Origin of the sequence: Rathayibacter sp. AY1F4, assembly GCF_002931775.1 — a bacterium.
Classification (GTDB): Bacteria; Actinomycetota; Actinomycetes; order Actinomycetales; family Microbacteriaceae; genus Rathayibacter.
Genome location: NZ_PSVE01000042.1, coordinates 1 through 11,271, shown reverse-complemented (window position 1 = coordinate 11,271; position 11,271 = coordinate 1). Strand labels below are relative to the sequence as shown.

Genomic DNA, 11,271 nt, shown 5'->3' with positions numbered 1-11,271 from the left:
CCAGCGCTACTTCGTCTCGACCGATCTCGGATCCGGAGTGAAAGGCTGACCATGTCTCCCACCCTCACCACTGTCCCCTACCGTCTCGAGCGCGTCGGCCGGCGGCGTCGGCGCGGAGCCATCGGCGGGCGGGGTCGGCGCATCCGTCGGCGGAGTCGGCGCCGAGCCGTCGCTCGGGGGCGTCGGAGCGGTGCCCTCGGCGGGCGCATCGGTCGACGGCGCACCGGTCGACGGCGCACCGGTGGACGGAGCGTCGGTCGAGGTGGAGTGCAGCGGGGTGGCGCTGGAGGTCGGCGTGCTCGACGGCGTCGCAGCGAACGCGGCGGTCGAGCCGAGCGCGACGAGTCCGAGGGCGCCGACGGCGATGCCGATGGTCAGGGCGCGCTTCTTCGGACGGCGCGGCCCGAAGCTCGAGCCCTTCTCGGCGGGGGTGGTCGACTCGGTCATGGGTGTCTCCTCGTTCCGGCCCGGTGCCGACCCCGTTCGGGATCGGTTGCGGCCGGTTCCATCTCAGATTCGAAGGCGAATCTGAAGCCGGACTTAAGAACAGACCCTCCACAGCAGACGCCGGGTGCGCCCCGATCCGCGGCCCCTAGGTTCGAGCACATGCCCTCCTCCGCCCGTGTGCTCCTCATCGAGGACGACGACGCCATCCGCTCCTCCGTCGAGACCGCGCTGCGCAGCGAGCGCTTCACGGTCCGCGGTCTCGTCTCCGGCGAGGACCTGGCCCGCGAGCTGAGCACCTTCGCTCCGGACCTGGTGATCCTCGACTGGATGCTCCCCGGCCCGAGCGGCATCGTGCTCGCCGAGCGGATCCGCCGCAGCAGCGACGCGGCCGTGATCATGCTCACCGCCCGCGACGCGGTCGACGACCGCCTCCGCGGCTTCGACGAGGGGGTCGACGACTACGTGGTGAAGCCGTTCGTGCTCGCCGAGCTCGTCAAGCGCGTGACCGCCGTGCTGCGCCGCCGCGGCCGCGTCCCGTCCGTCGTCGAGATCGGCGACCTCGTCGTCGACCCGGAGTCGGGCCGCGCCCGCCGCGGCGGCGTCGCCCTCGACCTCACCGCGACCGAGTTCCGCCTCCTCGCCTTCCTCGCCGGGAACCGCGGCCGCACCCTCACCAAGACCCAGATCCTCACGCAGGTCTGGGGCTACGACCACGTCGACCCGAACCTCGTCGAGGTGCACCTCAGCTCCCTCCGCAAGAAGATGGAGGCGCACGGCGACCGGCTCGTGCACACCGTCCGCGGCCTCGGCTACCGGGTGGAGGCGTGAGCCGCTCCCAGCCGGGCGCCCTGCGGACCGGCTCCCTCCGCCTCCGCACCGTCCTGGCCGTGCTCGCGCTGCTGGCCGTTCTGCTCCTGGCCCTCTCGGCGACGGTGCAGGCGGTGCTCGGCGAGCGCCTCCGCGACCAGATCGAGGAGCGGCTGCAGGACCGTGCCTCCGCCGCCGCCGCGCTGGTCGGCACGATCGCCGACGACGCCCTCGCCTCCCGCCTCTCGGCGCAGGGCGTCTCGGTGCGGATCACGAGCCCCGAGGGCGAGGACGTCGTGGCCGGGCCGAGCCCGGAGCAGCTGCGCCTGGGCCCGGGAGCCGCCGACCAGCTCGGAGAGCCGCCGTCGCCGCCCGGCACGAGCTCCTCCTCCGGAGCCGTCTCGCCCCGAGCCGCCTCTGCCGCCGTCACCGTCGTCTCGAGCAGCGTCGCCGCCGACGACGAGCTGATCACCCTCGAGTCGACCCTCAGCGACGGCACCCGCCTCGAGCTCACCAGCGAGGCCGGATCGGTCGGCAGCACCCTCGCGCAGCTGAACGGGATCCTGCTCGGCGCGTCGGCCGTGTTCCTCCTGCTGGCCGCGCTCGCGCTGATCGTCGTGGTCCGCGCGACCCTCCGGCCCCTGGAGCGGATGACCGACGTGGCCCGCGACATCGCGCACGGCGACCGCGGGCGGCGGCTGCGCCCCTCCCGTCCGCGGACCGAGCTCGGCCGCACCGCGACCGCGTTCGACGAGATGCTCGACGACCTCGAGCAGGCCGAGCGCAGCGCCCTCGCCGCCGAGGCGACGGCCCTCGCGGCGGAGCAGCGGATGCGCGCGTTCGTCTCGGACGCCGCGCACGAGCTGCGGACGCCGGTCGCCGGCATCCAGGCCGCCGCCGACGCCCTCGTCCGCGGCGACGGCGGCGAGCAGGAGCGCGAGCGCCTCTCGGTGCACGTCGTGCGGGAGTCGCTGCGCGCGGGCCGCCTCATCCAGGACATGCTGCTGATGGCGCGGCTGGACGAGGGCCTGGCTCTGGAGTCGCGTCCGCTGGACCCGGCGGGCATCGCCGAGGCCGCGATCGAGCGCCAGGAGCTGCGCCGCCCGGGCCTCGCGATCGAGCTGCAGCGGCCCGCCGAGCCGCTCCTGGTCAGCGCCGACGCCGACCGGCTGGCCCAGGTGCTCGGCAACCTCCTCGAGAACGGTGCCCGCTTCGCCCGCTCCCGGATCGACGTCGCCGTCGAGGCGGCCGCCGACTCCGTCACGATCACCGTCGACGACGACGGCTCCGGCATCGCCGAGGCCGACCGCGAGCGCGTCTTCGACCGCCTCGTCCGCCTCGACGACGCCCGCAACCGCGCCGACGGCGGCTCGGGCCTCGGCCTGCCGATCGCCCGCGGGCTGGCCCGGGCCCTCGGCGGCGACCTCGTGGCGCAGGCGGGACCGGTGGGAGCGCGGTTCCGCGTGACCCTGCCGCGCGCCCGCTGACCCGCAGGCCCTCCCGCTCCCCCTAGGCTCGACGGGCGCGCGGGCCCCGCTCCGCCGGAACGGCAGGAGTGGCTCCATGGACAGGGACGACGCGGAGCAGCGTGTCCGGCAGGCCCGCGACGAGGCCCCGAGGTTCGGGAGCGGTCCCCTGCTCGCCACCTTCACGGTCCGGCACCGCCGCGGACTCGACGTCGCCTTCGTGCTCGACGGCGCGGAGGGGGACTTCCAGATCGGCATGGGCGCCGCGTCCGACGACTTCCGGAGCGTCCTCACCGTCGGGGTCGACCGCGAGGACGGCCGCATCCGCGGCGTCTCCAGCTGGACCGTCGACGGCCGCGAGAGCCGCGTGCCCGTGCGGATCCTGCACCGCTCCGGCACCGTGATCATCGTGGAGGCCGCTCCCCTCCCCCTCGACCGGCGCCCGTCCTCGCTCAAGTGCTGGTCCTTTCTCCGCCGGGCCTCCGCCGACCACCACTCCGACGTGCTCGGCTTCGTGTCCCCGGACCTGGCCGACCTCCCCCCGGTCCGGCTCCTCACCGATCCGCGGGCGCGCCGCGGGCGCTGAGCCGGCCTTCCGCGCGAGGGGTGGATCCCCGCCCGACCCGGAGGCGCCGGTGCGATCATGCGCTGACGTGATCCCGCCTGGAGGTCCGCCCGACCCGGAGGAGCGCTCGTGACGCAGGAAGTGCAGTCGACCCGGCTGCGGTCGCTCGGGAGCGAGGCGTTCTTCGGGGCGACGGTGGTCGTCGCGGCGGCGTGGTCGGGTGCCCGGGCGTTCCAGCTCTACGGAGGGTGGGGCGTGGTGCTCGCGGTGGCCGCGGTGATCGTCGCGGTGCTCGGCTTCGGGCTCCGGCGGCGCGTCGAGGAGCGGTGGTCCCGGCCGAGCCTCGAGAGGCTGCGGGCCGAGCATCCGGACGGCGGCGTCACCGCGGTGCTGAACACTCCGGAGACGCTGGCCTCGCTGCGGACGCTCGCGGTCGCCGGAGCCGCGGTCGACCTCCCGGCGCTGCGCGCGGCGAAGCCGGACCCCGTGCTGCTGGCCGTCGTCACCGCGAGGGCGCTCTCGCTGTTCCGCGCCGACGCGGACCTCTCGCCGATCGCGTTCCTGTCCTTCACCGCCGGGGACGCCCCCGAGTCGGTGACGGGCTACCACCACGGTCACGCGCTCGCGGCTCCCGTTCTCACGGTCCGGCAGCAGGGGACGGAGCAGCGGCTCGCCCTCTTCCCCGCCGACGGCGCGCGGACGATCACCGGTGTCATCGGCCGCTGAGCGAGGCCCGCTGCGCATCGCCGGGAGTCTCCGCCCCGCGGCGGATCCGGCAGCGCCGCGCCGCGCGTAGCGTCGGGCGATGGACATGTCACTGCTCGGCACCAGCGTGGTCGCCGCCCTGTGCGGGGCCGCGTATCTCGGAGTCGCGATCCTCGCGGTCGCGCAGGTCCTCCGCTCCGGCCTCGATCCCTTGCGGAAGGGCCTGTGGACGATCGCCGTCGTGGTGGCGCCCTTCCTGGGGTCGATGGCGTGGTTCCTCGTCGGGCGGCCCGGGGCACGAGCCTGAGACGCGGCTCAGCCCGCACCCATGCCTACGATCACCGATCGCGCAAGCACCTGCTCGCGGGGCGCCCGCACGTCAGCATGAGCGGGATGGACACGATCGAGGAGGCGGGCGCGTGGGCGCGCGCTCTGGTGCGCCGCGAGTTCGGCGTCGGCCTCGTCGACCTGGAGCCCGTCGTCGGCGGACTCGACCACGGAGCGCGCGTCTGGTGCGCGGCCGACGGCTCCGGGGCGCTGTGGAGCGTCAAGGCGTCGGCCCGCGACGGGCGCTTCGGACTCGCGCTCTCGGCGTCGCTGGGAGAGTCGGGGGTGCCGGGCGTCGCGGCGCCGCACCGCGCCTCCGACGGGCGCCCCTGGGCGGAGGACCGCGGGCTGCGGGTCTCGGTCGCGCCGTGGATCCTCGGCGAGGACGCGGTCGACTCCGGCGAGGACGCCCTCGACTGGGAGGGGTTCGGCGCGGTCCTGCGCTCCGTGCACGACGCCGAGCCCCCGACCCTCGCGCCTCCCGTGCGGCGGGGCATCCGCCGCGTCCGCCGTCCGCTCGCCGACCTCCTCGCCGAGACCGACGAGAGGATCGACGCGCAGCCGGAGTCCCGCCCCCTCCTCACCGCGCTCTGGCGCGGTAACCGCTCCCGCCTCGACGCCCTCGCCGGCGCCGAGCGGCGGCTGAAGCGCGCCCGCACGCCCACCTCCCGCGTGCCCCTCCACGGCGACCCGCATCCCGGCAACGTCGTCATCGACGAGAGCGGCCGCCCCTGGCTGATCGACTTCGACGAGGCCACCGTCGCCCCGCGGGAGGCCGACCTGCTCCTGATCGAGCTCGGCGTCATCTACTCGCGGCCGATCAGCGACGTGCAGCGCTCGGCGTTCCGCGCGGGCTACGGCGAGGCCCTGATCGACGACGAGCGGATCATCCGCTTCGGCTGCGTCCGCGCGGTCGAGGACGTGGCCGCCACTGTCGCGCTGGCCCTCGCCGACCCGGAGCCGGAGGAGCGCGAGGCCGCCCCCGTGCCCGCCTCCCGCCTCGGCCGCGCCGCCTCGGCGCTGCCCGTCCCCACTCCGCTCAACCTGCTCGCCGGCCAGCTCGGCCCGCACGGCCTCGTCTCGCTCGTCGAGACCGCCCTCCGCCGCCCCGCCTGACGCGGCCCTCCGACCCCGCCCCCGTCCGACCCTTCACAGCAGGAGACCACCCATGCGCAGACGATTCATCCCTCTCGCCGCCGTCCTGGCGTCGACCGCCGCCCTCACCGGCTGCAGCGGCTTCGGAGGAGGAGGCGGCGGTTCGGCCGACGCCGACTCGATCACCTTCACCACCTGGGCCAGCGAGTCCGAGCAGGCGGCCTTCGAGTCGCTGATCACCGACTTCGAGGCCGAGCACGAGGGGGCGAGCGTCGAGCTCAACGTCGTCCCCTACGACCAGATGTTCAGCAACATCGACGCGCAGCTGTCGTCGGGCGAGGCCCCCGACGTGTTCCGCGTCGACTACGGCAACCTCGGCGTCTACTCCAGCCAGGAGCAGCTGCTCGACCTGACCGACCGGATCGGCGACTTCGACTCCTTCACGCCCGCGTTCCAGGAGGCCGTCTCCTTCGAGGGGAAGCCCTACGGCGTCCCGCACCAGACCGACGTGTCGGCGCTGCTGGTGAACACGCAGCTGCTCGCGGCGGCCGGCATCACCGACGTGCCGACCACCACCGACGAGGCGTGGACCTGGGAGGAGTTCGCCGACGCCTCCGCGAAGCTGCGCGCGAGCCTGCCCGCCGAGCAGTACCCGTTCGTCTACAACTGGCAGCTCGGCGGCACGCCCCGCTGGCTGAGCTGGCTGTTCGAGGCCGACGGCACGCTCCTGGAGGAGGACGGCACCACTCCGGCGATCGACTCCGCCGCCGGCGCGAAGGCGCTGGACTTCACGAAGAGCTTCTTCGACAACGACTGGGTCCCGCCGACCAGCTCGGTGAAGTCCGCCACCTACGCCGACTCCTTCTTCACGGAGCAGACCGCGGCGATGGCCTTCGCCGGGTCCTTCCTGGTGCCGGACATCGACGACCTCGCCGACTTCGAGTGGACCGCCACGCCGATGCCCGTCGACGAGCGCGGCGCGACCGACCTCGGCGGCAACGCCCTCGTCGCCACGGCCGACACCGACAACCCCGAGCTCGCGACCGAGTTCCTCTCGTTCATGACGCAGGCCGACACCATGGCCGAGTTCTGCGCGGCGACGAACGAGCTGCCCACCCGGTCCGACATCGACCCCGCGTCGATCGAGTTCGCGGTGCGCCCGGACGTGATGCCCGTGTTCGTCGAGCAGGCCGCGACGATCACCCCGCGGGACGTGCAGCAGCTCACTTCGCCGTTCCTCGCGAAGATCTCGGTCGCGATGCAGGACCAGCTCGAGGAGGCGTTCGTCGGCGGACGCAGCACCGAGGAGACCCTCTCCGGCCTCGACGCGGCCATCCAGCAGGCGACCAGCTGATGACCGCCACCACCCTCCGCGGCCGGGCGGGCTCCTCCGCCCGGCCGCGGTCGGCCCGCAGGCGCGAGGCCCTCGCCGGCTTCGGCTTCGTCGGCCCGAACCTGCTCCTGATGGCGCTGTTCCTGTTCGTGCCGATCCTCTGGGCGATCCAGCTCTCGTTCCAGGAGTCGCGCGGCTTCGGCACGCCCGAGTGGGTCGGCTTCGCGAACTACCTGCGGATGGGCGCCGACCCGGTGTTCTGGCAGAGCCTGGGCAACACCCTCCTCTTCACCGCGGTCACCGTGCCGCTCGAGCTCGCCGGCGGCCTCGGCCTGGCCGTGCTGCTCAACTCCGTGCTGCCCGCGCGCGGGATCTTCCGCACGGTGATCGTGCTGCCCCTGGTGATCTCGGGCGTCGCCTCCGGGATGATCGCGGTCACGATCTTCAGCGAGTCCTCGGGCATCGTGAACAAGGTGCTGAGCTCGCTGGGCGCCTCGCCGGTCGCGTGGCAGTCGGACGGCTCCGCGGCGATGATCTCGGTGATGCTGACCGCGGTGTGGCTGCGGATCGGCTTCAACATGGTGATCTACCTGGCGGGCCTGCAGAGCGTCTCGCCCGAGCTCTACGAGGCCGCGCGGATCGACGGAGCGACGCGCTGGCAGCAGTTCCGCGCACTGACGGTGCCGCTGGTCGGCCCGTCCACCTTCTTCCTGCTGATCATGAACGTGATCGCCTCGTTCCAGGTCTTCGACATCGTCTTCGTGATGACGGGCGGCGGACCCGGCTTCTCCACGTCGGTGCTCGGCACCTACGCGTACCGCAACGGCTTCCAGGTCCGCGAGCAGGGCTACGGCGCCGCGCTCGGCGTCGTCATCCTGCTGGTCTCCCTCGCCTTCACCTATCTGCAGTGGCGCACGAGCCGCACGCGCGACCTCGTCGACTAGGAGCCCTCATGTCGTCCTCCACCGTCACCACGCCCGCCGCGGTCGCCGCGGCCACCGCCCGCGAGACCCCGCGCCGGCGCCCCTCCCGCCGCGACGGCTCCCGCTCCGGACTCGTCGTCCGCCTGGTCGTCGCGATCGTCGCCTCGGCGGTCGTGTTCTTCCCGCTGTACTGGATGCTCGTCATCGCCTTCTCGCCGCGCGGCGAGGTGTTCGCGCCCGGCCCGCCCCGCTTCTGGCCGAGCGAGATCTCGTTCGAGAACTTCGCGACGGTGTTCGCGCGCTTCCCCGTGGGCGAGTGGTTCGTCAACTCGGTCGTGATCGGGGCGTTCGTCACATTGTTCACCGTCGTGGTGAACCTGCTGGCCGGCTGGGGCTTCGCGCGGCTGCGCTTCCCCGGGCGGAACCTGCTGTTCCTGCTCGCACTGGCCACGATGATGATCCCGGTGCAGGCGATCATGGTCGCGCAGTTCAAGCTCGTGACCGGACTGCAGATATACGGCACCTACTGGTCGGTGATCCTGCCCGGAGCAGCGGCGGCCTTCGGGATCTTCCTCGCCCGGCAGTTCTTCCTCTCCATCCCGGAGGAGCTGATCGAGGCGGCGCGGATCGACGGCGCGGGGCACCTGCGGGTGTTCCTGCAGATCGTGCTGCCGCTCTCGAAGCCACTGATCGCCGTCCTGATCCTGCTGACTCTGCTCGGCAGCTGGAACGACTTCGCCTGGCCGCTGATCGCCCTGAAGGACAACGAGCTGTTCACGCTGCCGATCGGCCTGCTCTACCTCAAGGGCCAGTCGACGCCGGACTACAGCGCGAGCATGGCGCTGGCGCTGGTGTCGGTGCTGCCGATGGTGCTGCTGTTCCTGTGCTTCCAGCGCTACTTCGTGCAGGGGTTCGCGCGCAGCGGAATCCGGTGAGGTCTGGCGGCGGCACGGGCGGAGGCACGGGTGGCGTGGAGCGGTCGCCGCGGCCGGACGCTCCTGACCGGACGGGGCAGGAGAGAGCAGGGCAGGAGAGAACAGGGAAGGAGTGGGCCGACGGACGCGGCGGGCCGCCGACGGACGCGGCGGGCGGCGGAGAGCGTGAACCACGTGGAACTCGTCCGGTCGTGATCTTCCGAGTTCGACGGCTCTCCTGCGTGGCGGGGGCGTCCGCCAGCCGGAGCGGGACGGGCGCGGACCGGGACGCGGGCGGACCGGGACGCGGGCGGACCGGGACGCGGGGGCCGACGCCCCGAAGCGCCGAAGCGCGACGGGACACGGGGCTTGGGGCTTGGGGCTCGGGACTCGGGGCCCGAGGCTCGAAGCTCGAAACTCGGAGCTCGGAGCTCGGAGCTCGGAGCCCCGGCACACGGGGCTCGACGAAGCGCGAACGTGCCGACGGACCTCGCGGCGCCGGAGGTGCGAGAGCGCGAGGGCGCCTGGGCGTGTCCAGGCACGGCGATGCACCGCCTCGCGGCCGACGGAGTGTCGGATCGCCCGGCAGGTCGGGCTGCGGATCAGAACGGCGGAGACGCGTCCACGAACCGCGGCCGCGTCGGCGCCAGCACCGAGGGCGACGCCCGAGGTGACGACGGTCGCGATGACCACAACTGCGAGGACGAGGATCGTGGTGGCAGCGGGTGCGGCTGCGGCTCCGGCTCCGGCTCCGGCTCTTCTGCCGACAGCGGCGTCGGTCGTTGCGTGGGCGGCAGCGGAGCCCCGGGCAGCGCCCGCGGTCGGTCGGTGATCCGACGGCCGGTGGGGGTCGTCCAGACGACGGTGCCGTCCGGATGGAGGGCGTAGGTCCAGCGGTCGCCGTGGCGGACGTGGTGGTGCGCGACGCAGAGCGAGGCCAGGTTGCCGAGGGCGGTCTCGCCTCCGTTCCGCCACTCGAGGGTGTGGTCGGCCTCGGCCGTCGAGGACGAGCGGGTGCAGCCGGGGAACCGGCAGGTCCGGTCGCGCAGCTGCAGCTGGAGGCGCATCCGAGGGGGTGGGACGCGGTGGGTCCTGCCGACCGACGTCACCACTCCCGTGTCCGGATCGGTCAGCACCCGCGTGAAGGCGGCCGCCGTGCGCACGAGCTCCCGGGCGACGTCGGCGGGGACCAGACCGTAGCCGTCGAGTTCGGCCGGCGCGTCGTCGAGGCCGACGGCGGTGCTGGCGGCCAGGGTGAGGCGCACGTCGGCGCGGACTCCGGAGACGGAGGCGGGAATTTCGGAGACCGAGGCGTGGATTCCGGAGACCGAGGCGGAGACCGCGCTCGCTCCTTCTCCCGAGGATCCGTCTGCGGAGATGTCGCCGTCGATGAGCAGATCGACGAGGGCGTCGGCCCGCAGCTGCGCGAGCGTCCGGCCGTCGCCGGGGGAGATGTCGGCGTCTCCACCGGCGCCGCCACCCGTCTCCGCGCCGAGCTCGGCACCAGCACCAGCACCAGCACCAGCACCAGCACCAGCACCAGCACCAGCACCAGCACCAGCGTCCGTCCGCGCGCCGACTGCCACCGGAGCATCGCCACGGGCACCAGCACCGCTCTGTGCAGTCGCACTCGCACTCGCACTCCCACTCGCACTCGCACTCGCACTCGCACTCGCACTTGCACCTGCACCTGCACCTGCACCTGCACCGAACCCGATCCTCGCCGCGTCCGCCCCGTCGCGGAGCGAGCGGGCGATGCGGTCGAGACGGTTGTAGGCGCCGACCGCGACCGGGGCCGGCAGCAGGGCGCAGAGCGTGGCCATGCCGTCGGCCTCGGCTCCGAGCCACACGCTGCGGTCCTCGCGGGCGCGGGCGTGGCGTTCGGTGAACGGCTGCTCGTGCAGCTCGTCGCGCAACCGCGCCACGGTCCGGCGGAGCTGGGTGGGCGTCTGCGTGAGCGCCGCGGCGGCCGCCCGCTCGTCGAAGGGCGCGCGCGACGAAGCGGGGAGGGTCGCGGCGGCGGCGCAGACGACCTCGCCGGCCTCCCAGAGGATCCGGGCCTCGGCCAGGAGGGCACGGGTCGCCGGGAGGTCCTCGATGAGGAGCCGAGCATGCTCGAGACGTCGAGACGCCGCGCGCTCCGACATCCCGAGCGCCGTCGCGAACTCGGCTCGGATCGAGCGCTCCACGAGGTCTCCCGCCTCGCTCCGGGAGAGACGGCTCCCCCGCGCGAACGACTCCGGCACGAGCAACGCCGCCCCGTAGGCCGTGTGCAGGGCGACGGCTCCCGCGAGCAGCACCGGTGCCGAGGAGCGGGCGAGCCCCGCCGCGAGACCGGCGAGCGCGCGCACCGCGTCGAGCGTCCGCGTCGTCTCGCCCGCCTGCACCGCCTCGACCGCCTGCATCGCGTCACCCGAACTTCTCATACATGTATTGAATCAGCGACCACCGACATCGGGCCGGGCCCGTGACCAGGATCGGGACAACGGAGCCGGTACCCCGCCTGTGGAGGGACGAACCGCCGGCGAGCGCGGGCTCGCACACCGCTGTCTGCGCGATTCCTGAGCCGAGCACCAGCCCGCGCTCGCCGGCGGTTCGTCCCTCCACAGGCGGGGTACCGGCTCCGTTGTCCCGCTCCTGGTCCTGGGCCCGCGCCGATTCCGGGGGTCGCTGAGTCACTTATCGTCTT

At 73.6% G+C, this 11,271-nt stretch carries 11 protein-coding genes; 9 read left to right on the top strand and 2 right to left on the bottom strand.

The window, feature by feature from the left end; translation table 11 throughout:
- Positions 1 to 6: 6 nt before the first annotated feature.
- Positions 7 to 447 (bottom strand): hypothetical protein, encoded by a 441-nt coding sequence (locus tag C5C59_RS16805; RefSeq protein WP_104251328.1) that lies wholly within the window; start codon positions 445 to 447, stop codon positions 7 to 9.
- Positions 448 to 606: 159 nt separating this feature from the next.
- On the opposite strand from C5C59_RS16805, the gene C5C59_RS16800 reads away from it, so the two are divergent.
- From C5C59_RS16800 to C5C59_RS16760, 9 genes are all read left to right on the top strand, one after another.
- Positions 607 to 1,275, top strand: a complete 669-nt coding sequence (locus C5C59_RS16800) for a response regulator transcription factor (protein ID WP_104238796.1) — start codon at positions 607 to 609, stop codon at positions 1,273 to 1,275.
- Entirely contained in the window at positions 1,272 to 2,741 is a 1,470-nt protein-coding gene (locus C5C59_RS16795; RefSeq protein WP_104238797.1) for a cell wall metabolism sensor histidine kinase WalK, read from the top strand. Before C5C59_RS16800 ends, C5C59_RS16795 begins: the two co-directional genes overlap by 4 nt.
- 76 nt (positions 2,742 to 2,817) lie before the next feature.
- Positions 2,818 to 3,306 carry a hypothetical protein gene (locus tag C5C59_RS16790; protein WP_104238798.1) on the top strand — a complete coding sequence of 163 codons (489 nt, stop codon included), beginning with the start codon at positions 2,818 to 2,820 and terminating at the stop codon, positions 3,304 to 3,306.
- A 108-nt stretch (positions 3,307 to 3,414) separates the two neighbouring features.
- Positions 3,415 to 4,011, top strand: coding sequence for a hypothetical protein (locus tag C5C59_RS16785; protein WP_104238799.1), 597 nt, complete (start codon positions 3,415 to 3,417; stop codon positions 4,009 to 4,011).
- Between the two features lie 79 nt (positions 4,012 to 4,090).
- Positions 4,091 to 4,297 (top strand): PLD nuclease N-terminal domain-containing protein, encoded by a 207-nt coding sequence (locus C5C59_RS16780; protein WP_104225196.1) that lies wholly within the window; start codon positions 4,091 to 4,093, stop codon positions 4,295 to 4,297.
- Positions 4,298 to 4,383: 86 nt separating this feature from the next.
- Positions 4,384 to 5,433: an aminoglycoside phosphotransferase family protein gene (locus C5C59_RS16775; protein WP_104251327.1), complete on the top strand. Its 1,050-nt coding sequence runs from the start codon at positions 4,384 to 4,386 to the stop codon at positions 5,431 to 5,433.
- Between the two features lie 52 nt (positions 5,434 to 5,485).
- Positions 5,486 to 6,766 (top strand): sugar ABC transporter substrate-binding protein, encoded by a 1,281-nt coding sequence (locus tag C5C59_RS16770; protein WP_258062815.1) that lies wholly within the window; start codon positions 5,486 to 5,488, stop codon positions 6,764 to 6,766.
- Complete coding sequence (locus tag C5C59_RS16765; protein WP_104239656.1) at positions 6,766 to 7,689, top strand: carbohydrate ABC transporter permease; 924 nt, start codon at positions 6,766 to 6,768, stop codon at positions 7,687 to 7,689. The genes C5C59_RS16770 and C5C59_RS16765 overlap by 1 nt, the downstream gene beginning before the upstream one ends.
- Before the next feature lie 8 nt (positions 7,690 to 7,697).
- Complete coding sequence (locus C5C59_RS16760) at positions 7,698 to 8,603, top strand: carbohydrate ABC transporter permease (RefSeq protein ID WP_104239655.1); 906 nt, start codon at positions 7,698 to 7,700, stop codon at positions 8,601 to 8,603.
- A 581-nt stretch (positions 8,604 to 9,184) separates the two neighbouring features.
- On the opposite strand, the gene C5C59_RS16755 is transcribed toward C5C59_RS16760, so the two are convergent.
- Positions 9,185 to 11,008, bottom strand: a complete 1,824-nt coding sequence (locus tag C5C59_RS16755; RefSeq protein WP_104239654.1) for an HNH endonuclease signature motif containing protein — start codon at positions 11,006 to 11,008, stop codon at positions 9,185 to 9,187.
- Positions 11,009 to 11,271: the final 263 nt, after the last annotated feature.

What these genes read in the sequence shown, in the direction of transcription:
- C5C59_RS16805 (WP_104251328.1), bottom strand. Translation starts at nt 447, where the DNA reads ATGACCGAGTCGACCACCCCCGCCGAGAAGGGCTCGAGCTTCGGGCCG.
- C5C59_RS16800 (WP_104238796.1), top strand. Translation starts at nt 607, where the DNA reads ATGCCCTCCTCCGCCCGTGTGCTCCTCATCGAGGACGACGACGCCATC.
- C5C59_RS16790 (WP_104238798.1), top strand. Translation starts at nt 2,818, where the DNA reads ATGGACAGGGACGACGCGGAGCAGCGTGTCCGGCAGGCCCGCGACGAG.
- C5C59_RS16780 (WP_104225196.1), top strand. Translation starts at nt 4,091, where the DNA reads ATGGACATGTCACTGCTCGGCACCAGCGTGGTCGCCGCCCTGTGCGGG.
- C5C59_RS16775 (WP_104251327.1), top strand. Translation starts at nt 4,384, where the DNA reads ATGGACACGATCGAGGAGGCGGGCGCGTGGGCGCGCGCTCTGGTGCGC.
- C5C59_RS16770 (WP_258062815.1), top strand. Translation starts at nt 5,486, where the DNA reads ATGCGCAGACGATTCATCCCTCTCGCCGCCGTCCTGGCGTCGACCGCC.
- C5C59_RS16765 (WP_104239656.1), top strand. Translation starts at nt 6,766, where the DNA reads ATGACCGCCACCACCCTCCGCGGCCGGGCGGGCTCCTCCGCCCGGCCG.
- C5C59_RS16760 (WP_104239655.1), top strand. Translation starts at nt 7,698, where the DNA reads ATGTCGTCCTCCACCGTCACCACGCCCGCCGCGGTCGCCGCGGCCACC.
- C5C59_RS16755 (WP_104239654.1), bottom strand. Translation starts at nt 11,008, where the DNA reads ATGAGAAGTTCGGGTGACGCGATGCAGGCGGTCGAGGCGGTGCAGGCG.